At 67.2% G+C, this 25,255-nt stretch carries 22 protein-coding genes; 13 read left to right on the forward strand and 9 right to left on the reverse strand.

Going from position 1 to position 25,255, the window contains the following annotated elements; translation table 11 throughout:
• The first annotated feature begins 19 nt into the window (after window positions 1-19).
• Window positions 20-694, forward strand: a complete 675-nt coding sequence (locus QFZ33_RS15290) for an acVLRF1 family peptidyl-tRNA hydrolase (RefSeq protein WP_307028812.1) — start codon at window positions 20-22, stop codon at window positions 692-694.
• A 101-nt stretch (window positions 695-795) separates the two neighbouring features.
• On the opposite strand, the gene QFZ33_RS15295 is transcribed toward QFZ33_RS15290, so the two are convergent.
• The 5 genes from QFZ33_RS15295 to QFZ33_RS15315 all read right to left on the reverse strand — a co-directional run bounded on the left by QFZ33_RS15295 (window position 796) and on the right by QFZ33_RS15315 (window position 6,445).
• The gene (locus QFZ33_RS15295) at window positions 796-1,164 is read right to left on the reverse strand and encodes a 2Fe-2S iron-sulfur cluster-binding protein (RefSeq protein WP_307028814.1); all 369 of its coding nucleotides are present in this window, start codon (window positions 1,162-1,164) and stop codon (window positions 796-798) included.
• 10 nt (window positions 1,165-1,174) lie between these two features.
• Complete coding sequence (locus QFZ33_RS15300; protein WP_307028816.1) at window positions 1,175-2,440, reverse strand: NAD(P)/FAD-dependent oxidoreductase; 1,266 nt, start codon at window positions 2,438-2,440, stop codon at window positions 1,175-1,177.
• Between the two features lie 22 nt (window positions 2,441-2,462).
• Window positions 2,463-3,770: a cytochrome P450 gene (locus QFZ33_RS15305; protein WP_307028819.1), complete on the reverse strand. Its 1,308-nt coding sequence runs from the start codon at window positions 3,768-3,770 to the stop codon at window positions 2,463-2,465.
• 144 nt (window positions 3,771-3,914) lie between these two features.
• Complete coding sequence (locus QFZ33_RS15310; protein WP_307028821.1) at window positions 3,915-4,688, reverse strand: IclR family transcriptional regulator; 774 nt, start codon at window positions 4,686-4,688, stop codon at window positions 3,915-3,917.
• A 20-nt stretch (window positions 4,689-4,708) separates the two neighbouring features.
• The gene (locus QFZ33_RS15315; protein ID WP_307028823.1) at window positions 4,709-6,445 is read right to left on the reverse strand and encodes an FAD-dependent oxidoreductase; all 1,737 of its coding nucleotides are present in this window, start codon (window positions 6,443-6,445) and stop codon (window positions 4,709-4,711) included.
• Window positions 6,446-6,578: 133 nt separating this feature from the next.
• Between QFZ33_RS15315 and QFZ33_RS15320 the strand changes: the two genes are divergently transcribed.
• From QFZ33_RS15320 to QFZ33_RS15355, 8 genes are all read left to right on the forward strand, one after another.
• Window positions 6,579-7,364, forward strand: a complete 786-nt coding sequence (locus QFZ33_RS15320) for an IclR family transcriptional regulator (protein WP_307028825.1) — start codon at window positions 6,579-6,581, stop codon at window positions 7,362-7,364.
• A gap of 106 nt (window positions 7,365-7,470) precedes the next feature.
• Window positions 7,471-8,232, forward strand: coding sequence for an SDR family NAD(P)-dependent oxidoreductase (locus QFZ33_RS15325; RefSeq protein WP_307028827.1), 762 nt, complete (start codon window positions 7,471-7,473; stop codon window positions 8,230-8,232).
• A 69-nt stretch (window positions 8,233-8,301) separates the two neighbouring features.
• Entirely contained in the window at window positions 8,302-9,981 is a 1,680-nt protein-coding gene (locus QFZ33_RS15330) for an FAD-dependent oxidoreductase (protein WP_307028829.1), read from the forward strand.
• 2 nt (window positions 9,982-9,983) lie between these two features.
• Window positions 9,984-10,313: a Dabb family protein gene (locus QFZ33_RS15335; RefSeq protein WP_307028832.1), complete on the forward strand. Its 330-nt coding sequence runs from the start codon at window positions 9,984-9,986 to the stop codon at window positions 10,311-10,313.
• 10 nt (window positions 10,314-10,323) lie between these two features.
• Window positions 10,324-11,730: an MFS transporter gene (locus QFZ33_RS15340; RefSeq protein ID WP_373427285.1), complete on the forward strand. Its 1,407-nt coding sequence runs from the start codon at window positions 10,324-10,326 to the stop codon at window positions 11,728-11,730.
• 27 nt (window positions 11,731-11,757) lie between these two features.
• Window positions 11,758-11,973, forward strand: coding sequence for a hypothetical protein (locus tag QFZ33_RS15345; RefSeq protein ID WP_307028834.1), 216 nt, complete (start codon window positions 11,758-11,760; stop codon window positions 11,971-11,973).
• Window positions 11,974-12,102: 129 nt separating this feature from the next.
• Window positions 12,103-12,549, forward strand: coding sequence for a transposase (locus QFZ33_RS15350; protein WP_307025295.1), 447 nt, complete (start codon window positions 12,103-12,105; stop codon window positions 12,547-12,549).
• A 17-nt stretch (window positions 12,550-12,566) separates the two neighbouring features.
• Window positions 12,567-13,556 carry an IS3 family transposase gene (locus tag QFZ33_RS15355; RefSeq protein ID WP_307028835.1) on the forward strand — a complete coding sequence of 330 codons (990 nt, stop codon included), beginning with the start codon at window positions 12,567-12,569 and terminating at the stop codon, window positions 13,554-13,556.
• Between the two features lie 62 nt (window positions 13,557-13,618).
• Here QFZ33_RS15355 and QFZ33_RS15360 read toward each other — a convergent pair whose 3' ends face one another.
• Entirely contained in the window at window positions 13,619-14,383 is a 765-nt protein-coding gene (locus QFZ33_RS15360; protein ID WP_373427356.1) for a GNAT family N-acetyltransferase, read from the reverse strand.
• Between the two features lie 128 nt (window positions 14,384-14,511).
• A complete protein-coding gene (gene aspS / locus QFZ33_RS15365; protein ID WP_307028838.1) occupies window positions 14,512-16,299 on the reverse strand; it encodes an aspartate--tRNA ligase in 1,788 nt (595 codons plus the stop codon).
• A gap of 99 nt (window positions 16,300-16,398) precedes the next feature.
• On the opposite strand from aspS, the gene QFZ33_RS15370 reads away from it, so the two are divergent.
• Complete coding sequence (locus QFZ33_RS15370) at window positions 16,399-17,658, forward strand: APC family permease (RefSeq protein WP_307028840.1); 1,260 nt, start codon at window positions 16,399-16,401, stop codon at window positions 17,656-17,658.
• Window positions 17,659-17,691: 33 nt separating this feature from the next.
• Here QFZ33_RS15370 and hisS read toward each other — a convergent pair whose 3' ends face one another.
• Complete coding sequence (gene hisS, locus QFZ33_RS15375; RefSeq protein ID WP_307028842.1) at window positions 17,692-19,047, reverse strand: histidine--tRNA ligase; 1,356 nt, start codon at window positions 19,045-19,047, stop codon at window positions 17,692-17,694.
• A 262-nt stretch (window positions 19,048-19,309) separates the two neighbouring features.
• On the opposite strand from hisS, the gene QFZ33_RS15380 reads away from it, so the two are divergent.
• The 3 genes from QFZ33_RS15380 (at window position 19,310) to QFZ33_RS15390 (ending at window position 22,854) form a co-directional block, all read left to right on the forward strand.
• Window positions 19,310-20,128 carry a peptidylprolyl isomerase gene (locus QFZ33_RS15380; protein WP_307028844.1) on the forward strand — a complete coding sequence of 273 codons (819 nt, stop codon included), beginning with the start codon at window positions 19,310-19,312 and terminating at the stop codon, window positions 20,126-20,128.
• A 72-nt stretch (window positions 20,129-20,200) separates the two neighbouring features.
• The gene (locus QFZ33_RS15385; protein ID WP_307028846.1) at window positions 20,201-21,994 is read left to right on the forward strand and encodes a DUF349 domain-containing protein; all 1,794 of its coding nucleotides are present in this window, start codon (window positions 20,201-20,203) and stop codon (window positions 21,992-21,994) included.
• A 122-nt stretch (window positions 21,995-22,116) separates the two neighbouring features.
• Window positions 22,117-22,854: a type IV toxin-antitoxin system AbiEi family antitoxin gene (locus tag QFZ33_RS15390; RefSeq protein WP_307028849.1), complete on the forward strand. Its 738-nt coding sequence runs from the start codon at window positions 22,117-22,119 to the stop codon at window positions 22,852-22,854.
• On the opposite strand, the gene QFZ33_RS15395 is transcribed toward QFZ33_RS15390, so the two are convergent.
• Window positions 22,735-25,128 carry a RelA/SpoT family protein gene (locus QFZ33_RS15395; RefSeq protein ID WP_307028851.1) on the reverse strand — a complete coding sequence of 798 codons (2,394 nt, stop codon included), beginning with the start codon at window positions 25,126-25,128 and terminating at the stop codon, window positions 22,735-22,737. The two genes, QFZ33_RS15390 and QFZ33_RS15395, sit on opposite strands and share 120 nt — an antisense overlap.
• Window positions 25,129-25,255 lie beyond the last annotated feature (127 nt).

The raw sequence follows: 25,255 nt of genomic DNA on the forward strand, positions 1-25,255 counted from the left end.
ACGAAAGCAGGGAATGGCGATGCCAGGCAGCCGTCCGACGCAGGGACGTCCGGTGTCCACCAGGACCGCGTTCGTCCCCGGCCCGCGGCTGGCCGGCTGGGTGGAACGGTTCGCCGCCAGCCACGGTGACCTGGAGTATGAGGACCACGACGACGGCATACGGCTGGCTGCCGCGGACGGCGCCACCGCGCTGCTGGTGGCACCGTGGCCTGACGACGGGCGGCCGGGGCGTGGATCCGGCCTCGTGGAACGGCTGGCTTCCCTGGCGTCCCAGCCGCGCACGGTCGGCCTGCTGCTGGTCCGCCGCGGAGGATATGGAGTGGCCGTCGCCAGCGAGGGGACCATCCTCGCCGCCAAGACCGGTTCCAAGTATGTGCAGTCCCGCACCGCCGCCGGCGGCCAGTCGCAGCAGCGGTTCGCCCGGCGCCGCGCCAACCAGGCAGATGCCGTGGTCGAGGCGGTGGCGGAGCAGGCACGGCTTGTGTTTGGCGGCCAGGCCTTCGAGTACATCCTCCCGGGCGGTGACCGCGGCCTGGCCGACGAAGTCCTGGCACTGCCTGCCCTTAAGCCCTGGGCAGGCCTGCCGCGCCTGGCCTACCTTGATGTTCCCGATCCCCGTGCGGCTGTCCTGAAGAAGGCCGCAGCGGACGCCTGCGCGGTGCGGGTAACAGTGACGGACCCGCCCGGAAGGTAGCGCCCTGCTGCGGGAGAAGCGGCCGTTTCGACGGTTCCCCGCCCACTAGACGTTGCGCAACGTCGTGTGCGCAGGGAACCGTCGTATCGGCCGGCAGGCCTCTAATCTTCGGGGGTCAGCGTCACGGTGACCCCGTTGAGGTCCCGGCTGAAGCCCACCTGGCAGGAGAGCCGGGAGCCGCATTCCCGGTAGCCCTCGGCCTCCACGAGCAGCTCGAGTTCGTCCTCGCTGCACTCTTCCAGGGTGTCGAAGACGTCCTGCTCCAGGAACACGTGGCAGGTGGCGCAGGACGCGGTGCCGCCGCACGATGCCAGCACGGGGAGGTCGTTGTCCCGGAGGGCCTCCATCATGCTCTGGTCCGGCTCCCATTCAAGGTCATGGGTGACGCCTTCGCGGTCGACGACGGTCAGTGTGTTGCTGCTCATGGCGGTGCTGCTCATGCTGGTGTTGCTCATGCTGGTGTTGCTCATGTCGGCTTCCTTAGGATCGGGCTGCTGCAAGGTCAGCGTCGGAGTGGTTGGGGGTGCCGGAAGTGGCTTCGGTGAGGGGGATGGCGGGGTCCGCGGCCAGGGCCGGGTCGATCCAGGCTCCCTGCGCGATCAGCCGCTTGGCCGCGCGGAAGTCGGCCAGGTTCGCGACGGTGTCGACGGCGGCGAGTCGGCCCTCACGGAGGTAGACCACTGAGAATTTCCCGCCGGAGGGTTCGCCGCGGACGATCGTCTGGTCCTCCGGATGGCGGACGCCCGCGGTCTGCAGCCGGACACCGTGCTGGACGGTCCAGAACCAGGGGATTTCCGGTTCAGCGGCCGCCTGGCCGGTGATGTGCGCGGCCACCCGGTCTGCCTGTGCCTGCGCGTTCTGGATGCACTCGAGCCGCTGGCTGGTGCCGTCGATGGGACTGATGAACCGCGTGACGTCCCCGCTGGCATAGATGGCGGGATCGGAAGTCCTGCCGTCCCCGTCCACGAGGATGCCGTCCCGGCACTCGAGGCCGGCGTCCGCGGCCAGCTCCTGGTTGGGCAGGACGCCAATGCCGGCGAGTACGACGTCGGCGGGAAAGACGGTGCCGTCGGCGACGGAAACGCTTTCGGCCCGTTGTCCGCCGTCGATCGACGTGACCGCGGCGCCGAAGACAAACCGCACCCCGTGCCGCCCGTGGAGCTGCTCGAAGTGGCGCGAGACGGGGGCTGACGTTACCCGGCTCATCACGCGGTCCTGGAATTCGAGCACTGTGACGTCACAGCCCCTCGCGGCCGCCGCTGCGGCCACTTCCAGGCCGATGTACCCGGCGCCGATAATGGCCACGCGGGCTCCCGGGACCAACAGCCGCTTGAGTTCGACGGCGTCGTCCCGCGTCCGCAGGCACTTGGTTCCCGGCAGACCGGCACCTGGCACGGTCAGGGGCCGCGCCCGCGAACCTGTGGCGATGACGAGCCGGTGGTATGCCTGCCGCGTCCCGTCGGACAGCAGCACCGTCCGGCTGTCCCTGTCAATGGACTCCGCGGTTACCCCAGCGAGCCGGTCGATGCCCTTGTCCGCATAGAACTTCTCCTTGCGGAGCACCGCTGACTCATCGGAGGCGCCGTCCTTCAGGAGTTCCTTGGAGAGCGGCGGCCGTTCATAGGGCAGTTCGTTTTCCGCGTCGATCAGCAAGACGCCGCCTTCCCAGCCCCGGGAGCGGAGCCCCGCGGCGACAGCGACGCCGGAGTGTCCAGCCCCGACGATGACCACTGGGTTCTGGGTCATTACAGGTGCGGCGCCTGTCCCGCTACGCATTGGTCTCCTCCAGCATCACGTGCAGGTGCTCCGGGCCCGAGTTCGTCAGGTTGTTGCCGCGCACGTACTCGATGGGCTTGTCCGGATCCAGTGTGAGCGACGTGAGCTTCTCGGCCAGGAGCTTCACCGTCACCAGGACCTCAAGCCTGGCGAGGGGCGCGCCGAGGCAGCTGTGGACCCCGTGCCCGAAGCCCAAATGGCCGTCGGTGTTGCGGTCGATGTCGAAGCGCTCGCCGTTGGGATACTTACTGCTGTCCCGGTTCGCTGCGGCGGGCAGCAGGCGGACAATGGCGCCGGCGGGAATCGTCACACCGGCAACCTCCACCTCCTCCGTCGTGATCCGGCTGGCCCGCTGGACGGTGCCGCGGTAGCGGGCCAACTCCTCGACGAAAAGGTTCGAGTCGTCCGGATTCCGGCGGATCCGCTCCAGCAGGTCCGGCTGTTCGCTGAAAATCCGGAACGCGTTGGCGAGCAGGATGGTGGTGGTGTCATGGCCTGCGACGAAGACAAAGGCGCAGAGTTCCTTGGCTTCCTTCTCGCTGAGCAGGCCTTCCTTCCACATCCGAGCGATGTGTCCGCCGACGGAGTCGCTCTCCTCGCGGTACAGGCGCTCCATGGTGTCCTTCAGGTAGGCGAAGAACTCGAAGGTGCTTTGCTCGTCGGTGCCGGTGCCCTGGGCGTTGCGGGCCAGCCGGCCGAAGTAGCTGAACGTTTCGTCTGACCAGAACTTCATTTTCTCGAAGTCCTCGGCCGGAACATCGAGCAGGGCGCTGATGGTGGACATGCTGAGCGGGATGGCGTACTCGTCCACGGCGTCCCCGCCGCCGGCGGCGAGCATCGGTGCCAGGTACTCTTCGGCGTTCTCCCGCACCCGGTCCTCGAAGCGGGCGATGGCCTTAGGCGTGAAGGCCTGCGCTACAACTTGGCGGAGCCTCGTGTGGTTGGGGGCGTCGAAGAGAGTCAGGAAGGTCAGCGGGACCGGGTCCACAACCTGCGAGGAAAAGACTTTCGGTGCCCGCATGGCCCGCCGGACGTCGTCGTACCGGGAGATGAACCAGACATCCGATACGGGCGAATGGGCACGGAGCACGGGGGCGTTCTCGCGCATCCACTGGTAGTGGCGGTAGGGATCACCTTGGGTCCCGTCGTCCACCACCTTGAAGGGCGCCATGTCCTCGGGCCAGCCCAGTTCGTGCGAGTACGGGGGCAGTGCGGTGCTGCCGCCTTCACTGGCGCCGGCGCTGACGTCCCTGCTTTCAACGGTGGAGACCGGGGGTGTTGCTGTCAGTGGGCAAGACATCATCGTCCTTCTTTCCGGTTGGCTTCGGCGTGATCCGATGTGATCCGCCTCTCACTCCACAGTGCGGGATCCGCCGCGTCCGCCCCCAGAGGTCTTCCGTTCATCGGTTGCGAAAGTCTGCCTGCTCTGCAGGCCGGGCGGAATTCAGCTGAGCCGGCCTTCAGCCGGCCGGGATTTCAGTGCACGAGAGATCCCGTGCGCCGCGGTCAACAGGGCGGGGACGGTCGAGGGAACGGCCGCTTCCTGCCGCGGCACGATGGCGTTGAGCGCCGCCGCGATCCTGTTGCCAGGCCCGAAGACGGGCACGGCGATGCCCGTCCACTCGGTGACGCCAATGCCGGGCAGGGCCACATAGCCCCGCTGCCTGATCTCGGCCAGGTGCTTGCGGATGAGTGCGGGGTCGGTAATGGTCTCGGGGGTCACGGCCGTTAAAGGCTTCGAGAGCGCCTCGGCCTGGACGGCGGGCGGCGAGAAGGCCAGCAGTACCAGGCCGGACGAGGCGGCGTGGATGGGCATCCGCTGGGCAATGTGGGCGGCGTCCAGGCTGGACTGCGGACAGGAGAGGCGCTCCACGTACAGCACGGTGCCGTGGTCAAGCACGGCCAGGGTAGTGTGCTGGTGGACGGCGGCCTGGACGTCCTCCATGAACGGCAGTGCCAGCTCACGAAGATTCAGGGCGCGCGAGCCCCGGGCGGCGAGCTCCCACATCCGCATCCCGGAGCAGAGGTTCCCGTCCGGCAGCCGCTCAATCAGGCCGTGGAGGACCAGGTCATCCACGAGCCGGTGCGCGGTGGTCAGCGGGAGGCCGGCGCGGCGGGCGAGGCCGGAGAGCGTCATGGCCGGCAGGTCCCGGTCGAAGGCGCTCATGAGCCGCACCACGCGGCTGATCACCGATTCCCCCGAAGTCGAATTGGCCATGGCTGTCTCCGGCCCGGCGTCTAGTTCGCCGCCACGTTGGCCGGCCGAGCCGCGTTCCGCTCCCCGGCGAGCCTGGCGATATCCCGGCCGGCACGGTAACCGAACACCAAAGCCGGGCCAATGTGGGAGCCGTAGCCGGGGTACCCGCCGCCGAAGACACTCACGGCTGCAGCGCCCACGGCCAGGAGGCCGGGAACCACCGAACCCTCAGCCGTAACAACCTGGGAGTGTTCGTTGACGCCGAGGCCGGCGAAGGTGCCCAGATCTCCCATTTGGATCTTCGCCGCGTAGTACGGGCCTTTGCCCACCGGCGCGAGGTTCGGGTTCGGCTTGTGCTCGAGGTCCCCCCGGAAGTGGTTGTACTGGGTGGAGCCGCGGCCGAAGGCGGCATCCTCGCCGCGCTCAGCCGCCGGGTTGAATTCAGCGACGGTGGCTTCAAGGCCCGCGGCATCGACGCCGAGCTTGCCGGCCAGCTCAGCAAGGGTGTTCCCCTTGACCAGGTAGCCGGTCCGGTAGAAGTAGCCGCGGGGCATCGGCCACGGCTTGGCATAGCCGATGCCGTATTTGTGCATCGTTTTCGCGTCGCCGATCACGTAGCCGAAGGTCCCGTCCTCGTCCTTGTCGTGCTCGATCATGGCCCCGCCGAAGTCGTGGTAGCTCAAGGCCTCATTGCCGAAGCGCCGGCCGTGGCGGTCGACGGCGATCAGCCCGGGCAGGCCGATGGCCCGCAGATGCGGAAAGAGCCGCTGTTCGCCGCTGAGGTACCTGAACACGGTCACCGGCGCCCAGGAGCCAACGCTGAACACGGAATCGTCGATGTATCCGCCGGCGTCCATCCCCAGGGTGGCGGCGTCACCGCCGTGGCCCACGGTGGGCGTGAAGTGGTCGTCACCGCCGGCGTCATGCGGAAAGTACCGCTGCCGCAGTTCCCTGTTCCCGGAGAATCCTCCGGCGGCGAGGATGACGCCGGCACGTGCTGTAACGGTGACGGCGTGCTCTCCCCCGATGATCGCACCGGTGACGGTGCCGGCGTCGTCCCTGGTGAGGGACAGCGCCGGTGAGGACTTCCACAGCCGGACACCCAGGTCGTCGGCGCTCTTGACCATCCGGGTCATCAGGGCGTTGCCATTGGAGCGGAGGACCGGACGCTTGTAGCGGGCGGCGTCGGCCCAGGTGCGCAGCAGCTTCTTGGCGACATAGATGAAGGACTTGACCGACTGGTTCACGTGGAAGAACTCGTTGATGTCCGGCCCCACCTGCGGCATGTAGCCGAAGACGGTGTAGGAGTTCAGGTACGGCTGCATCAGGAGCCGCTTGTCCCCGAGCACCCGCGCGTCCACGTCCCGCGGCAGGATCGCCCGGCCGGACAGCTTCGCCCCGGGCAGGTCCATCTGGTAGTCCGGGGCCTTCTCCGGGTAGGTGAACTTCACGTCGGTTTCGTTTTCGAAGAAGGAGATCGCCTCGGGCACTGTGTCCAGGAAGTTCCGAACTCCCGCTTCGTTGAACGTCTCGGGCGCCAGGTTCTGCAGGTACGTCTCGGCGTCCCCGCGGGTATCGCCCTGTGCCAGGCCTTGCTTGTTGCCGGGGACCCAGGCCCATCCCGCGGAAATGGCGGTGGTTCCGCCAAAGTACTGTTCCTTTTCCGCGACGATCACGCTCAATCCCTGCGAAGCGGCCTTCAATGCTGCGGCCATCCCGGCCACACCCGATCCGATGACGAGGACGTCACAGACCGCTGTCTTTGCGGTTTCTGTCATGGTTCCTGCTCCGTTCTGCCTGCGGGCCACCCCATTGCGGCGGCAGGCGTTGACTGACAAACCCCTAGTAGATCCGTAAGATTGCCCACCCGGGAGGAGGATTACCATTGAGCGGGAATCGACAGGAGGAACAGTGGCCAACTCCGCATCCGGTGAGTCGATCATCGGCCGTTTCGTGAAGATCGTGAGCGCCTTCGATGACAGGCACCCCGCCATGAGCGTTGCCGAGCTCGGGCGCCGCACCGGCCTGCCGGTGACCACCATCTACCGGCTGGTGAACGACCTGCTGCTCGAGCGGCTGCTGGAACGCGAGCCCGGCGGAGACATCCACATCGGCACGCGGATGTGGGAACTGGCCTCCCGCGGCTCCAAGATGCTGGGCCTGCGGGAGGCCGCCCTGCCGTTCATGGAGGACGTCCAGGCCGTGGTGCAGCACTCCACCACACTGGGCATCCTCGATTCGGACGAGGTCCTGTACATCGAGCGGCTGGGCTCGGATAGGACCATCGTGGACATCACCAAGATCGCCGGCAGGCTGCCGGTCCACGCCACGTCCTCGGGACTGGTCCTGCTGGCACACTCCCCCGCCGCGTACCAGGACGCCTTCCTGGCCCGGCCCCTGACGAAGTTCACCGACACCACGCTGACCGAGCCTGCAGCGCTCCGGCGCCACCTGGCCGAGATCCGGCAGCGCGGCTTTGCTGCCATGCCCGGGGTGATCGTGCCGGAGTCCAGCGGCATCGCCGTCCCGGTGTTCGGTCCCGACAACACCGTCCGCGCGGCACTCAGCGTGGTGGTGCCGCGCAACGAGGAGAACGCGCCTGCCCGGGTGCCTGTCCTGATGGCAGCGGCGCGCGGGATCTCCCGCGCCCTTGGCTGGCGTGGGGAGCTGAAGGGAACGCTCCGGCAAAGCCACTGAAAGTCGGTTTTGCCGTTCATCGGCAATCGTATGGTTCCGCTCACAGGTCTCCTGCCACGCTGGCTGGGAAGCAGCGACGAGGCTGCAGGATCACGAGGAGCACCACATGAATCCCATCCAGAACCGCGTGGCCGGAAAGACCGCCATTGTCACCGGAGGCCGCGGAGACCTGGGCAGCGCCACCGCCGCCCTTCTCGCCGAACACGGCGCAAAGGTTGCCAGCCTGGACGTTGCTGGCGCCCCCGCCGCCGCTGCCCACGAAAACATCCGTGAGTACGACGTCGATGTCACCAGCGAGGCCAGCGTCGCCGACGCCATTCGCCGGGTCCGGGACGAACTGGGCACGCCGGACATCCTGGTCAACGCCGCCGGCATCATCGGCCCGGCAGGAGCTTCCCACACCGCCTCGACGGCCGACTTCGACACCATTTTCAACGTCAACGTCAAAGGCGTCTGGCTCATGACCAAGCACGTGGTCCCTGGCATGATCGAAAAAGGCACCGGCAGCATCGTCAACTTCTCCTCCATCCACGGCCTCACCGGCGGCCGGAACGTACCGCTGTACCACGCCACCAAAGGCGCTGTGCGGCTCCTGAGCAAGTCGGACGCCGCGGCCTACGGCGGCCACGGCATCCGGGTCAACTCCATCCACCCCGGATCCATGAACACCAGGATGAGCCGCCGCTCCGCGGAACAGTCGGACATCGGTCCCGAGGCCTACTACAAGCAGCTGGTGGGCTCCAACCCGCTGCCCCGCCAGGGCGAACCGGATGAGATCGCCTACGGCGTGCTCTACCTGGCCTCGGACGAATCGCGCTTCACCACCGGTTCCGAGCTCGTCATCGACGGCGGCTACACGGCTGTCTGACGCCGGACCGCCCAGCAGCTGCCCAACTGCGGCAGCACCCCCTATCTTCGCTTTGAAAGGCAACACCCCATGAAATTCGTCAACGGCACCTCCGCGGACACTTACGACGTCGTCATCGTCGGTTCCGGCGCGGGAGCACTCACCGCGGCGGCCACCGCCGCCCGCACCGGCAAGTCCGTCGTCGTCCTCGAAAAGAGTGACCTGCTGGGCGGGACCTCCGCCGTGTCCGGCGGCATGCTCTGGGTGGCGGACAACCACCACGCACGGAAAGCCGGGGTTACCGATTCCAAGGCAGCGGCCGCGGTGTACGTGCGGGCCGTCGCCCGCGGCAGGGGGCGCGAGGAACTGCTGGACGCCGCGCTGAACTACGGCGACCACATGCTCCGCTTCGTCGAGGCGGAGTGCGGCGTCCGCTTCATCTTCCTCGACAACTTCCCCGATTACCGGCAGGACCTGCCCGGTGCAGTGGCGGGCGGCCGCACGATTGAGCCCGAGCTGTTCAACAGCACCGAAGCGCTGGGCGGCCTCCGCGCGCACGTGCGCAGTGACGGCCGCGCCCCGTTCACCATGCAGGAATACGAGGAGTGGGGCGCCTTCACGAAGTTCCCGTGGGACGAACTGGCCGGCCGCCAGGACGCCGGCCTCGTGGCCAAGGGGCAGGCCCTCGTGTCCATGCTGCTCGCCAGCCTGGTCCGCGACGGAGCCGCGCTTGTCACCGGGGCACGCGGGCACCGCCTGCTCACCGACGGAGGCCGGGTGACCGGCGTCGAACTGGAAACCGGCGAAGCGTTCCATGCCCGCGACGGCGTGGTGCTCGCGACGGGCGGCTTCGAATGGGACAGGGCCCTGGCCGACTCGATGCTGGCGTCCCGGCTCTACACGATGTGCTCGCCGCCCTCGAACACCGGTGACGGGCTGCGGATGTCGCAGCGCATCGGCGGCCAGACCCGCGGCACCCGCGAAGCCTGGTGGGCGCCGATGGCCGTCACCGGCGACACCCGCGACGGACAGGCGATCGGCACCCTGCTGCGGTTCGAGCGCCAGGGCCCGGGGTCCATCATGGTGAACAGGGACGGCCGCCGCTTCGCCAACGAATCGCAGAACTACAACGACCTCGCCCGCAGCCTGCAGTCCTGGGACTCCGCCGCCAACCGCACGCTCAACACCCCGGCGCACGTGATCGTGGACCACGGCTACCTTGAGCGCTACGGCATCCTTGCCCACCGCGCGGGCCGGGCGACGCCGGATTACCTGATCGAGGCGCCCACGCTGGCTGAACTCGCCGCGAAGATCAACGTTACGGAGGAGAACCTGCAAGCCACAGTGGCCCGGTTCAACGAGTTTGCGGCCAACGGCGAGGACCCCGACTTCGGCCGCGGCGAAAGCGCCTACGACAAGTACTGGGGCGACGCCGACTGCCCGTGGCCGAACCCTTCACTGGGTCCGCTCGAATCCGGGCCCTTCTACGCGCTGGAGGTGGTGAACGGCGCCTTCGGCACCAATGGCGGCGTGGCCACCGACGGGTCAGCCCGCGTGCTCGACGTCGACAACCGTCCCATCCCGGGCCTGTTCGCCGCCGGCAACACCACGGAAAACGCCTACGCGGCAGGCTACCCCGGCGCTGGCGCCACCCTGGGGCCCATCATGACCATGGGCTACCTCGCAGGCCGCACCCTTGCCGGCCTGTCCCCCGCCTATGTTTCTGCCGTGCCGTCACCGGTGGTCGAGCTTGTCGAGACCGGTGCCTGAAAATGATCCGCCACACCGTGCTCTTCCAGTTCAAGCCCGACTTTCCGCCGGCCGACCGGCAGGCCTGGATTGCCGGGCTCAACAACATGGCCGGAAAGATCCCCGGCATGCTCAGCCTCAGCCACGGCCCGGACGTCCTCAACACCGAACGCTCCTTCGACTACGCCATTGTGGCCGACTTTGAAAGCGTCGAGGACATCGCCGTCTACAACATGCACCCGCTCCACGAGCCGCTGAAGGCGTACTCGTTCCCCAACAGCCGGCAGATCCTCGCGGTGGACTTCCACCTCCCGGACACTGCGCCGGCGCCCATTGAGACGACGCAGTCTTAAGGAGATTCCCGTGACCACTACCCCATCACCGCAGGTTCCGCTGCCGGTTCCGCGCCAGGTTCCCCAGCAGGCCCCGCGGAAGACGCCCCGCAAGGCCGCCCTGGCGTCCTTCCTCGGCAGCACACTGGAGTACTACGACTTCTTCATCTACGGCACCGCCGCCGCACTTGTGTTCCCCCACCTGTTCTTCCCCTCCGCGGACCCGGCCATCGGTCTGATCGGCGCCTTCGCCACCTTCGGCGTCGCGTACGTGGCGAGGCCTGTTGGCGGACTGGTGATGGGCCACTTCGGCGACAAGCTGGGCCGCAAGAAGATCCTGCTGCTGACGCTCGGCATCATGGGCCTGGCGTCCCTCGGCATCGGATTCCTGCCCACCTACGAGCAGCTCGGCGTCTGGGCCCCCATCCTTCTGGTGGCGGGCCGGCTGGCGCAGGGATTCTCCGCCGGCGCGGAATCGGCCGGCGCTTCCACCCTGACGCTGGAGCACTCCCCCGAAGGCAGGCGCGGGTTCTTCACCAGCTTCGTGATGACGGGGTACGCCTCCGGCATGGTGCTGGCCACCCTCGTCTTCATCCCGGTCACGGCACTGCCCAGGGAGGCCATGATGAGCTGGGGCTGGCGCATTCCGTTCTGGCTGTCCATCGTGGTGCTGGCCATCGCCTACTGGGTCCGCACGCACCTGGATGAAACCCCGGTCTTCGAGGAGGCGCAGGAGCGCCGCCAGGTGGCTCCGATGCCCGTCAAGGAAGTGCTCCGCTTCCAAGCCCCGGATGTGCTGCGTGTGGCGGGAATGTCCATCATGTCCGTGATGCAGACCATCTTCACGGTCTTCGGACTCGCCTACGCCACGTCCGGGGCCGGCTTTGACCGGGCGTCCATCCTGACCGTGAACGCCGTGGCCATCGGCCTCTCCATGTTCACCATGCCGCTGGCGGCCAGGCTGTCCGACCGGATCGGACGCCGTCCCCTCCTGCTGACCGCTGCGATCGGCTGCTCGGTCACGATATTCCTGTACTTTATGGCCCTGTCCTCGGGCAACATCGTGCTGGTCTTCCTCGCCGCGTTCCTGAACATGACGGTGCTGTACTCGGGCTTCAACGGCATCTGGCCGGCGTTCTTCGCCGAACAGTTCGCAGCGCCGGTCCGCTACTCCGGCATGGCGCTGGGGAACCAGTTCGGCCTGGTCCTCGCCGGCTTCGGCCCGATGATCGCCGGGATGCTGCTGGCTCCGGGGGCATGGGGTTGGGTTCCGGTGGCCGTCTTCGGCACCGTCTGCATGCTCATCGCCGCAGGATCAGCGTTCTGGTCCCGGGAAACGGCCACCACACCGATCGAGGAGCTCGGCGGCCCGTACCTTGCGGGCATCGCTCGCCGGCGGCAGGCCGAAACACAGCAGCCCGCTCTTCAGGACCGCTGAGCCCAAGCCGTCCGGAAGGAAAAGACCATGACGCAACACACCAGCCGCCGCATCAGGTACCCGCACCATTGGCCGGTCCAGATCCCGCAGTTGCCGGCGACCCGGCAGCAACATCCGCAAGCCGCCGCTACCGCTGAAGTACTCCCGGCGGCCACAGAGTCCCTGGACACACAGGACGCGTTCGGCGGCGAGCTGGTCACCGCCCCGTGGATGGGCCTCCACTACGTGCACGAAGCCCCGTAACACCGCGCAGCTTCCGCTCCGTTTCGACGGTTCCCTGCCCGTAAGACGTTGCGCCCCTGTGCGTCAGGCTGTTGTGTGACAGGGTCACTGTCGCTTCGGCCTGGCACTTAGGCCGGGGAAAGGTCCGTCATGGATTTTCTTGTCCCTTCCCGACGCTCGAAGCGGAGCCACTTCACTCTCGCGCAGAAGCACGAGATTCTTGATGAGTACGACAAGTGCCTCGAGCGTGGGTCCCGGATCGCCTTCTGTAGAGCGGTGGGCATCGCCGAAGGCACCTTGCGGCTTTGGGTTCAGCAGCGCGAAGCCGGGGAGTTGAGATCCAGTATCAAGCAAGGGAACGAGGACCAGCGATTGCGGGAAAGCGATAAGAGGCTGCTCGAGCAGGTCCTGAAGGAGAACGAGGTCCTCAAGGCCAAGCTGGCCCGGTCCGAGGCCGCGGTGGACATTCTGGGAAAAGCTTCCGCGCTCTTGGACGCCATGGCCAAGAGCGCGGCGGCAACGGATCCCGAACTGAAGGAACCGGAGCCGCAGCGCCCGGACTGGTTGGTGCCAAAGTCTGGAAAGACATCGCCCTGACCTTCGCGGGGAAACTGGTGACTGCCGGCTGGTCAGCGGTCACAGCCTGTGCCCTGGTGGGCCTGCACCGCACCACCTGGTACCGGCACCTGAAACCTGCCGCGCCGGCCGGAATCGCTGTGCCGCAGGCCGACCGGGCCTACCCGAACCGCATCACCACGGCCGAAGCCGAGGAGTTCATGGAGTTGCTCAACTCCGAGGACTACGGGAACCTCTCGGTCACCCAGGCCTACTACCGGATGCTCGACGCGGGTCATTGCTCGTTTTCGATCGCGGCAGCCCACAGGATCGTGACCGCGCACGGCCAGAACGGGGACCGCCGGGCACAACGCGGTGGCACCGGTTCCAAACGGGCCAAACCCGTCCTGGAAGCCACGGCCCCGAACCAGCTCTGGAGCTGGGACATCACGATGCTGCATGGCCCGGGCAAACACATCTATCGGCTGTACACAATCATGGACGTGTTCTCGCGCAAGGTCGTCGGGCACCGCGTCGAATACACCGAAACCGCCGCCCTTGCCTCAGCTCTGATCCAGGACGCCGTGGCCGGAAACAGCCAGAGTCCCGCCGTGCTCCACGCCGATAACGGTGCGCCCATGCGGGCAGGCACCACCTTGGACCTCGCACGTGCCTTGGGCATCAGCCTGTCCTACTCCCGGCCCCGGGTCTCTGATGACAACCCATATTCGGAATCCCTGTTCAAGACCGTCAAGTACGATCTGGACTTCCCCGGACGCTTCCAGGACCTGCACCACGCCCGCGGCTACATGGCGGCATTCTTCACGAACTACAACGCCAATCACCGGCACAGCGGACTGAACTACTACACGCCCGACACCGTCCATCACGGACTGATCGAGCAGGCGCGCAGGCAGCGACAACAAACCCTCGATGCCTGCTACGCCCGCAACCCGCACAGATACCGCCGCAAGCCCACTGCACCGGGAATCCCTCCCGTCGCAGGAATCAACCACAAAGAAACCACCCGGCTGTCACAAACAGCTTGATATATACCGGCGCAACGTCGTGTGCGCGGGGAGCCGTCGAAACGGCGGGGTGGAGGCACAGCTCAGCAGCCGGTCAGGGCCCGCCGCGGCCGCTCTTGCCGGTAGCAATAGCGGGACACCTCACGGAACCCTGCCCGGGTGTACAGCTCCCGGGCAACTGAGTTCGAAGCCATCACCAGCAGCCAGTAGCCGGCCAGCCCCCGCTCCGCACCCGCACCGACCAGGGCCTGCTGGATCCGGGTGGCGTAGCCGCGGCGCCGCGCGCCGGGCCTGGTGGCCATGCAGTACAGCCCGCCCCAGCCGCCTGCCGCGCCGGGAACAGCAGCCCCGCCGTGAACAACGGCAAGGCGTCCGACGGCGGCCGGCCCGCCGTCGTCGTCCCTCACCAGGGCGTACAGCGCCGGGCAGCCGATGAGGATGGCACGGGCAGTCTCCAGCTCCGCGGCGCCGCCGCGGCCGTCCACGGACCACCACAGTTCCAGCCATTCCGCCGACGGATGCTCCGAAATTTCGACGCCGGCCCCTACCGGAAGACTGTCCCGCGGCTCCGCACGCCGGGACATGACCAGGGTTTCGGACTGCCTGGTGTAACCCAGGCTGTCCAGCACGGCATTCAGCGGGACAGCCCCGTCGTGGTCGAAGATCTGGTAGATCACCGGAAGCCGCCGCTGCCGGTACCAGGAAGCGGCGCCCCGGACAGCAACGGCGGCGTCTGCGGCAGGCACCCGTGGCCAGACAGAGTTCGCCCGCTGAGTGACGCCGCCGGCCGCGCGGAGCACCCACGTGCCGGTGTCGTGACGTTCAGGCGCGGGCCAGGCAGCATCCATCAACGCTTCCAGACCGGACAACACTTCCACGCGGGTATCCTCCATCCGCCGCAACCGTGCAATAAAGAGCAAGAGCTCCCCGTTTCCGGGGAGCTCTTGCCGCGTTCAGCCAACCAGCTCTGCTGAAGCTAGTCGGCCTTCTTCTCTTCGGGCTTCTTGGCCTCGGGCTGGAAGTCGACGCCGGCCTCCTTGCGCTGCTGCCCGGTGATGGGAGCCGGGGCGTCGGTCAAAGGATCGTGGCCGCCGCCGGACTTCGGGAAGGCAATGACGTCGCGGATCGAGTCCACGCCTGCCAGCAGGGCCACCACTCGGTCCCAGCCGAAGGCAATGCCGCCGTGCGGCGGGGCGCCGTACTTGAAGCCCTCCAGCAGGAAGCCGAACTTCGTCTGGGCATCCGCCTTGTCCAAGCCCATGAGCTCAAAGACGCGCTCCTGGACTTGGCGTTCGTGGATACGGATGGATCCGCCGCCGATCTCGTTGCCGTTGCACACGATGTCGTAGGCGTAGGACAGCGCGGCCTCCGGGTCCTGGTCAAAGCTGTCCAGGAATTCTGGCTTCGGCGAGGTGAAGGCGTGGTGCACTGCGGTCCACTTGCCTGTACCGACGGCCACATCGCCCGACGCCACCGCGGCAGCGGCGGGTTCGAACATGGGGGCGTCCACCACCCAGCAGAAGGCCCAGGCGCTGGGGTCGATCAGGCCAGTGCGGTGACCGATCTCGACGCGGGCAGCACCCAGCAGCGCGCGGGACGGGGTCTTCTCGCCTGCAGCGAAGAAGATGCAGTCGCCCGGCTTGGCGCCCACGGCGTCGGCCAGGTTGGCGCGTTCGGTCTCGGTGAGGTTCTTGGCCACCGGGCCGGCGAGCTCGCCATCCTCCTTGTAGAGGACGTAGGCCAGGCCCTTGGCGCCGCGCTGCTTGGCCCACTCCTGCCAGGCATCGAGTGCACGGCGGGCCTGCGAGGCACCGCCGGGCATGACGACGGCACCGACGTAAGGCGCCTTGAAGACGCCAAAATTGGTGTCCTTGAAGAACTCGGTCAGCTCGGTCAGCTCCTGGCCGAACCGCAGGTCGGGCTTGTCCGACCCGAAGCGGGCCATGGCATCGGCGTAGGTGATGCGCTGGATCGGCGTCGGGATTTCGACGTCGATCAGGTTCCAGACGGCCTTAACGATGTTTTCGCCGAGGCGGATGATATCGTCCTGCTCGACGAAGCTGGCCTCGATGTCCAGCTGGGTGAACTCCGGCTGGCGGTCGGCACGGAAGTCCTCATCGCGGTAGCAGCGGGCGATCTGGTAGTACTTCTCGAAGCCGCCCACCTGCAGGAGCTGCTTGAACAGCTGCGGGGACTGCGGCAGCGCGTACCAGGAACCCGGCGCCAGGCGGGCCGGGACCAGGAAGTCACGGGCGCCTTCCGGCGTCGAACGCGTCAGGGTCGGTGTCTCGATTTCGACGAAGCCCTCGTCGTGCAGCAGGTCGCGGGCCACGCGGTTGGCCTCGGACCGGAGGCGGATGTTGCGGCTGGGGCCGGGGCGGCGCAGGTCCAGATAGCGGTGCTTGAGCCGGGCTTCCTCTCCCACTTCCACGTGCTCATCGATCTGGAAAGGCAGTGCGTCGGCGGTGTTGAGGATGACCACCTTGTCCGCCATGACCTCCACCTCCCCCGTGGCCAGGGCAGCGTTCTCGTTGCCTTCCGGGCGCTTGGAGACCGTACCGGTCACCTGGAGCACGTATTCGTTGCGCAGCCCGTGGAAGACCTCTTCCTCACGGACCACCACCTGCGCCACGCCCGAGGCATCACGCAGATCGACGAATGCGACACCACCGTGATCACGACGGCGGCCAACCCAGCCTGCCAGGGTTACGGTTTGTCCAATGTGCTCGGAGCGAAGGGATCCGAGGTCATGTGTGCGCAGCACAGCATTCCTTTCAGAAGGAAGACAGAATGAAGTTTAAATACGATCGTTGCGGAAACGATCCCGTCCGAGTTTACCCGTTTGAAAGGTTCCTGCCCCGCCATGACCAAGCACCAACAGCTGCAACGAAGGCTCGGTGTGCCCGACGCAACAGCCATCGGGCTCGGATCCATGCTCGGCGCCGGCGTTTTTGTCGTCTTCGCACCGGCGGCCCGCCTGGCCGGAGAGCTGCTGCTCGTGGCCATAGCCCTGGCCGGTGCCGTGGCGTACTGCAACGCCGTCGCCTCGGCCCAGCTCGCGGCAAGGTATCCGCAAAGCGGCGGCACCTACGTCTACGGCCGCAAGCAGCTTGGCGAGTGGCCCGGTTTCCTTGCCGGCTGGGGTTTCGTGACGGGCAAGTCGGCCTCCTGCGCGGCCATGGCCCTGACCTTCGGCCAGTACGTTGCGCCCGGTTACGCCACCGCCGTTGCCGTAGCAGCGGTCGTCGCATTGACCGGCGTGAACCTGCTCGGCATCACCCGGACCGCCTTCCTGACCCGCATCCTGCTCGCCATCGTCCTGGCCACCCTGGCGTTCGTGGCTGCGGCCAGCATTGTGGGGCCGCATGTTGCCGACGGCGGAAGCACGATTTCTGCACAGACTGGCGGCGGCTGGGGCATCCTGCCCGCCGCAGGCTTGGTGTTCTTCGCCTTTGCCGGATACGCGCGCATCGCCACGCTCGGCGAGGAGGTCAAGGACCCGGCCCGCGTCATTCCGCGCGCTATCCTCGGGGCCCTGGCCGGCGCCCTGGTCATCTACCTGCTGCTGGGGGCGCTGCTCCTGGCGCATCTTCCGGCGCACGTGCTTGCCTCCTCCACGGCGCCGCTGCTCGACGCCGTGGAACAGTCCCGCCTGGCCGCCGGAGCACCGGCCGTCCAGGCAGGTGCCGCTGCCGCCTCGCTGGGCGCTCTGCTCGCCCTCATCACCGGTGTGGGACGCACGGCCATGGCGATGGCCCGCGAACGCGACCTCCCCGGCCCGCTGGCCCGGCTGGGCGGGCGCCATCCGGTGCCGGTAACCGCCGAACTGGCGGTGGCCGCCGTCGTCGTCCTGTTGTTGCTCACCACCGACGTGCTGACGGTGGTCGGCTTTTCCAGCTTCGGCGTCCTGCTGTACTACGCGGTGACGAATGCCGCCGCGTTCACGCTCCGGGACCGGCCCCGGCATGCGCCCAAGTGGCTCAACGCCGCAGGGCTGGCCGGCTGCCTGGTCCTGGCGTTCACCCTGCCGGCGGCCTCGGTACTCGGCATGGCGGCCGTCATGGGCGCCGGACTCGCCGGGCGTGCCGTCGTGCTTGCGTTCCGGAGGCGACGGTTGCGCTGATTCGGGAAGGGACGGCGCAGGAAACCGGGGTGGTCAGCTCGCCGGCGTGGCTGCGACCTGGACGCGGATGTCCTCGTCCGACGGCGTCCACGTCGCCGGATCGGCGTCGACCTGCACGCCGGAGCGGATGTCCTTCACCTGGTGCTTGCCGTCCTCGTCCGTGAACCAGACGAAGGGGATGCCCCGCCGGTCCGCGAACTTGATCTGCTTGCCGAACTTCTCGGCCTTGGCAGCCACCTCCGCGGCGATGCCGCGGCTGCGCAGCTCCGTGGCCACGTCCTGTGCTTCGCCCCAGCTCTCGTCCGAGGTGAGCGCCACGAACACTGCCGTGGGCACGGAACGCGAAGCCCTGGCCAGGTCCTGGCTGAGGATTCGCGAGACGAGCCGGGTCACGCCGATGGACAGCCCGACGCCGGGGAACTTCCGGTTGCCCTTGCTGGCCAGCGCGTCATAGCGGCCGCCGGAGCAGATTGATCCGAGCTGCTCGTGGCCCACCAGGACGGTCTCCACGACAGTTCCGGTGTAGTAGTCCAGTCCGCGGGCGATGCTCAGGTCCGCGACAACCTTGCCCGGAACCCGCTTCACAGCAGCCTCGATCACCTGTTCGAGTTCGTTCAGGCCCTCCTCCAGGAGGTCGTTGCTGACCCCGAGCGACCGGACCTGCGCCACGAAGGACGTGTCCTCGGTCTTGATGCCGGCAAGCTTCAGCGCCGCCTGCGCCTGCTCGTCGGTGGCTCCGAGCTCGGATTTAAGCAGCTCAGCCACCTTCTCCGGCCCGATCTTCTCCAGCTTGTCGATGCTGCGCAGCACGCCGGCAGTATCGGTCAGGCCGATGCCGCGGTAGAAGCCCTCCGCAAGCTTCCTGTTGTTGATGCGCAGCCGGAACTCCGGAATCGGAAGCGCACCCAGCGCCTCCGCGATGACCAGGGCGATTTCGACGTCGTAGCGGAAGGGCAGCTCGCCGTCGCCCACCACGTCAATGTCAGCCTGGGTGAACTCGCGGGCGCGGCCTTCCTGCGGGCGCTCCCCGCGCCAGACCTTCTGGATCTGGTAACGGCGGAACGGGAACGCCAGGTAGCCGGCGTTTTCCACGACGTACCGGGCGAAGGGCACTGTGAGGTCAAAGTGCAGTGCCAGGGCGTGCGGATCGTGCTTGCCCTTCCCGGCTTCCTCGCCCTCGTCGTCCTGGAGCCGGCTCAGCCCGTACACCTCTTTGTCGATCTCGCCCTTGCGGAGCAGCTGGCCCACGGTTTCCACGGCGCGGGTCTCAATGGAAGAGAAGCCGTGCAGTTCGAAGGTGCGGCGCAGCGAGTCCAGGACATGCTGCTCCACCAGCCGCTCCTCGGGAAGCCACTCGGGGAATCCGGACAGGGAGGCGGTGCGTGCCATGGTGGAGTTTCTCCTCAGGTAAACGAAGGCCGGAGCCGCTGCGCCTTGTTCCGCGTCGACATTTGAACCAAACGGCGGCGGTAGCGGTGGGAGTCCAGCCTGTTCTGCATAAACTTATGTGCGGCAGTCAGTTTATGCTTTCGGCGCCTGCATCTCTAATGCGGGAGGCCGGGCGCTGGCGGGCTGCCGCAGCGCAATCTGCAGCCGGGAATGCCTTCAGGGGCTAGCCCGGTCCGGCAGTGACAATCAATGAGGAGGACCCGTGGCGGCCAGTCCACGCGAAACACGCGAAGCCAAGAGGCGCATCCAGCAGATGGAAGCCAAACGCGAGCTTCGCCGTGACCAGGAGAAGCGCCGCAAGCGGGACAACCTGGTAGCGGGAGGTGCGGGAGCCGCAGCGGTGCTACTCGCCGTCGTACTTCAACTGACGGTATTTGCCGGAAACCCGACCGAAGAGGAATTCGCCGCCGCCGAGGCGGACCTGGCGGCGCCATCCGCTTCGGCATCCGCCTCCGCCACTCCGTCAGCGTCCCAGACCAATGCTGCGAACATCCCCAAGCCCGCGACGGCGGCCGGCAAGACGTTCACCGGCGAACTGAAGCTGAACAGGGGCACACTGGGCGTGCAGCTGGACGGCACCAAGGCCCCACAGGCAGCCGCCGTGTTCAAGTCCCTGGCCGACCAGAACTACTACAAGGGCGTCAGCTGCCACCGCCTCACCACCGCCGAGAACTTCGGCGTCCTGCAGTGCGGCTCCAAGACCGGCGATGGCCAGGGCGACCCCAACTACACCTGGGGGCCGCTGGAGAACACGCCGGCAGACAACAAATACCCTGCCGGCACCATTGCCGTGGCCCGCACGGGCAATAACGCCTACGGCAACGGCACGCAGTTCTTCATCGTCTACAAGGACACGGTCATTCCGGCCGACTCCGCCGGCGGCTACACCGTCGTGGGCAAGGTGACGTCAGGCTTGGACGCCGTGACCAAGATTGCGGCGGCAGGTCTTAAGACGGGCGAAAGTGACACGGACGGCGCACCTGCGGAACCAGTCACGATAGACTCATTTTCTCTGAAGTAGGAACCTTGTGGCGCCAGCGGCCGCAGGCGACTTGTGAATGAGTATCTTCCTCCAAGCGAAAGACTTTTAGCGGTGACAGACAGTCAGAAATCCGACGAAACAGCAGCCGAAGTGACCGAGGTCCAGGCTTCCCCCGAGACCGTGGATGGAGCACGGTCCGTGGAAGCGGCCGAGCCCGTGCAGGCGACGCAGCCCGACGAGGCAGTACAACCGGACGAAGCAGCACAGCCGGAGGATGCGGCAGTACAGCCGGACGAGGCGGCACAGCCGGACGAGGCGGCACAGCCCGAGGACGCGGCACAGCCCGACGAAGCAGCACAACCCGAGGACGCGGCACAGCCCGACGCCACGCAGGAAAGCCCGCAGCCGGAGGCTGTGCAGGAGGACGACGCTCCGGCGGAGGACACTGCCCCGGCCGAGGCCACTCCCATAGCGGAGGCCGCCGCCAGCCCACAGCCGGACGCCGGGCAGGAAAAGCCGGCAGCCAGCCCCGCACCATCACCGCGTCCGACGCCGGCGCCCCGGCCTGCGCCGACGCCCGCCGCCTTTGCCGCCCGGCCCAAGGCAGGTCCGGCTGCCACTGCGGCTCCCGTGCAGGCACCGCCCGCCACGTCGCTGGCCGAAGCCGCCCGCTGGGGCCGGGTGGAGGGCGACGGCCACGTCTTCCTGACCATCGACGGCGAGGAGCATCCGGTCGGTCAGTATCCGGACGTCAGCAACGACGAGGCCCTGGCCTACTTCGCGCGGAAGTACGACGACATCGTCGCCCAGGTTGTCCTGCTGGAGCAGCGCGTGGCCTCGAAGGCCCCCACCACTGACATGCAGAAGACCGTGACGCACCTGCGGGAGCAGCTCGCCGAACGGAACATGGTGGGCGACATCCGTTCCGCAGAGAGCCGGCTGGACACCCTGTCCACCCAGATCACGGAGCTGGAGAAGGCGGAAAAGGCGCAGCACGACGCCGTTCGCGCCGCCGAGCTGGCCGCCCGTGAGGCCATCGTGGCCGAGGCCGAGGCCATCTCCGGAACCGATCCGGCCCAGGTTCAGTGGAAGACGTCCAGCGCGCGCATGAACGAGCTGTTTGAAAGCTGGAAGACCGCGCAGAAGAGCGGCGTACGGCTGGGCCGCAGCAACGAGGACGCCCTGTGGAAGCGTTTCCGCGCCGCCCGGACCGTCTTCGACCGGCACCGCCGCGCCTACTTCTCCCAGCTGGACAGCAACAACTCGGCGGCGAAGTCGGCCAAGGAGAAGCTGATTGCGGACGCCGAGGCACTGTCGACGTCCACCGACTGGGGCTTCGCCGCCGGAGAATACCGCCGGCTGATGGACGAGTGGAAGGCATCGCCGCGTGCCAGCCGCAAGGATGACGATGCCCTGTGGGCACGGTTCCGTGCCGCGCAGGACGTCTTCTTCAGCTCGCGCCAGGCTGCCAACGACGAGATCGACCAGGAATACGCCGCGAACCTGGTGGTCAAGGAGGCGCTCCTCGAGGAGGCTTCCGGCATCCTTCCGGTCAAGGACATCGCCGCCGCCAAGAAGGCATTGCAGTCCATCCACGACCGCTGGGAAGAGGCAGGCAAGGTTCCGCGTGCGGACATGGGCCGAATCGAGGCCGGGCTGCGCCGGATCGAGGATGCAGTCCGCCAGGCCGAGGACGAGAAGTGGCAGCGCTCCAACCCGGAGACCAAGGCCCGCACCAACAGCGCCTTGAGCCAGCTCGAATCCGCCATCGCCGGCCTGAAGGATGACCTGGCCGAGGCAGAGAAGAAGGGCGACCAGCGCAAGATCAAGGCCGCCCGGGAAGCCTTGGAAGCCCGCCAGGCATGGCTGGACCAGATTCAGCGTTCGGCTAGCGAGCTTTCCTAAGCAACAAGCCCTACCAAGCTAGTCCGGTTCTCCCAAACAGCAGTCGTACGGTCCCGTTCCGGTTATCCACATAACCGGGGCGGGGCCTTACCTGTTAATGCGCCGTCCGGCAGGATGACGGAATGGCACCGTTCTCCCAGCCCCCTGTTTTTTCGCAGGCACGGGGCGATTCACCGCCTCCGGACTCCCCCGCACAGCTGCTGGAGCTCTATTCGCCGGGGCTGCCCTTCACCTGGCCGGAGCTCCAGTCCATGGCGTCCGACGGCGTGCTATCGCAGCTCTATCAGCACGGCTACACCGTTCCCGGGACTACGGCCTCCCCGCAGCTGCGGGCACGTGCCGCTGCCCACGGGGTGCCGGCGCCGGTGCGGCGGCGTGTGGTGGCGGGGCGGATGACGGCGGCCTGGATTTACGGGTGCGCCCGCGAGCCGGACCGGTTGGCCTTACTGGTGGACGCCAAACGCCGCATCTCCAGCCTTCGCTCCACCCGCGGCTGCACGCTCCACGAAGTCCGGCTCGGACCGTTCGACGTCGTCAGCCTGGGCGGCCTGATGGTGTCGAGTCCGCTCCGGACGGCACTGGACATCGCCTTGCATGTGGAGGCCGAGAGAGCAGTTCCTGCCCTCCGGCTGCTCCTGGCGAAGCCCGAACTCGATGTCAGGCTCCGGCTCCTGGTCCTGGCGGTCGAGGCGATGCCACGGCTGCCGCACAAGAACGCAGCCCTGGAGAAGCTGTCGCTGTTAGCTTCTCCGGCGGTTGCCCGTGGTCCGGTAGACGTCGAACACCCCGTCGATCCTCCGCACAGCACTGAGCACGTGGCTGAGGTACTTGGGGTCGCCCATCTCGAAGGCAAACTTTGATATGGCCACGCGGTCGGTGGACGTGTGGACACTCGCCGCCAGGATGTTCACGTGGTTCTCCGAAAGTATGCGCGTCACATCGGAGAGGAGCGACTTCCGGTCCAGTGCCTCCACCTGGATCTCCACCAGGAAGACGCTTGACTGCGTCGGTGCCCAGTCCACGTCCACGATCCGATCAGGCTGGTCCTTGAGGCCAGCGACGTTGGTGCAGTCCGTGCGGTGCACCGACACGCCCGAACCGCGCGTGACGAAACCGAGAATCGGGTCCGGCGGCACGGGGGTGCAACAGCGGGCCAGCTTCACCCAGACGTCGCCCACGCCGCGGACCACCACGCCGGAATCCGAGAACCGCGCCTTGCTGACCTGGGTCGGAATGCTGACTTCGGTGAGGTCGTCATCGGGTGTTTCATTGCCGCCAAGGCTCTCGACGAGCTTTTCCATGACGGACTGCGCGGAGGTGTGGCCGTCTCCCACTCCGGCATACAGCCCGGAAATGTCGACGTACTTGAAGTCCTCAGCCACGGCGGCCAGCGCGTCGTGCGTCATGAGGCGCTGCAGGGGAAGGTTCTGCTTCCGCATGGCCCGGGTCAGCAGCTCCTTGCCGCGGTCGATCGCCTCTTCGCGGCGTTCCTTGCTGAACCACTGCCGGATCTTGTTGCGCGCCCGGGCGCTCTTGACGAAGTGCTGCCAGTCCTGGCTGGGGCCGGCGCCCTCGGCCTTCGAGGTGAAGATCTCCACCCAGTCGCCATGGTTCAGCTCGCTGTTGAGCGGCACGAGCTTGCCGTTGACCCGGGCTCCGATGGTGCGGTGGCCCACCTCGGTGTGCACGGCATAGGCGAAATCCACCGGCGTGGACCCGGCGGGCAGCGCCATGACCTCACCCTTGGGGGTGAACACGAACACTTCGCGGGCGTTGATCTCGAACCGCAGCGAGTCGAGGAATTCGCCGGGGTCGGAGGTCTCCTGCTGCCAGTCCACGAGGGAGCGGAGCCAGCCCATGTCGCCGTCTCGCGGGCTGCCGGGTCCAGTGGCGGACCGGTTCGGCTGATCCTTGTACTTCCAGTGCGCGGCCACGCCGTACTCGGCGCGGCGGTGCATCTCGTGCGTCCGGATCTGGATTTCAACCGGCTTGCCGCCCGGGCCGATCACCGTTGTGTGGAGGGACTGGTACATGTTGAACTTCGGCATCGCGATGTAGTCCTTGAACCGGCCAGGCAGCGGGTTCCAGCGCGAATGCAGGGTGCCCAGGGCGGCGTAACAGTCGCGGACCGAGTCCACCAGGACCCGGACGCCCATGAGGTCGTTGATGTCGTCGAAGTCCTTGTCCCGGACGATCATCTTTTGGTAGATCGAGTAATAGTGCTTGGGCCGGCCGGTGATCGTGGCCTTGATCTTGGCGGTGCGCAGATCGTCGGCGATCTGGTTCCGGATCACGCTGAGGCTCTTTTCCCGCTCCGGCGTGCGGTCGCCCACCATGCGGACGATTTCCTCGTACACCTTGGGATAAAGCGCCGCGAAGGACAGGTCCTCGAGCTCCCACTTGATCGTGTTCATGCCGAGCCGGTGTGCCAGCGGCGCAAAGATTTCCAGGGTTTCCCGAGCTTTGCGGGCCGAAGACTCGGCGGAGACGAACCGCCACGTGCGCGCGTTGTGCAGTCTGTCTGCAAGTTTGATCATCAGTACGCGGATGTCCTTGGCCATGGCCACGACCATCTTGCGGACGGTCTCGGATTGTGCTGCTTCGCCGAAGCTGACCTTGTCCAGCTTGGTGACGCCGTCAACCAGCATGGCGACTTCGGGGCCGAAGTCCGCCCGGAGGTCCTCAAGGGTGTAGGGCGTGTCCTCCACGGTGTCGTGGAGCAGCGCAGCCGCCAGGGTGGTGCCACTCAGCCCCAGCTCGGCGAGGATCGTCGCGACGGCGACGGGATGGGTGATGTAGGGGTCGCCGCTCTTGCGCTTCTGCCCGCGGTGGCTTTGCTCCGCCACCACGAACGCCCGCTGTATGAGGTCGAAGTCTTCCTTGGGGTTGTTCGCCCTGACGGTCCGCAGCAGCGGTTCCAGGATGGGTGAGTACGTCGCGGTGCTCCGGCCCGTCAGGCGTGCCAGGCGCGACCTCGTGCGTTCACGCCGGCCCGGGAAGGTGGGCCGGACGCCGGAGCTGTCCACGGGCACGCCCGGAGTCGGGCGCCCGGCAGCCACCAGACCAGTCTGCTGTCCCTGGCCCGGACCGTTGCCTCCGGCAGCCGTTGGCGCCGACGTCGAACCTTCTTCCAATGAAGTACCCCTCACGACCCGTTTAATTATCCCAGTGTATTCCCGCTCCGGGCCCGACCGATAACCGCGTCCGTCACCAACGGCCCAGCCCAGTACCCAGCCGAGTACCCGGACGGCCCGGCGGGAC

Origin of the sequence: Arthrobacter globiformis (assembly GCF_030815865.1) — a bacterium.
Taxonomy (GTDB): domain Bacteria; phylum Actinomycetota; class Actinomycetes; order Actinomycetales; family Micrococcaceae; genus Arthrobacter; species Arthrobacter globiformis_B.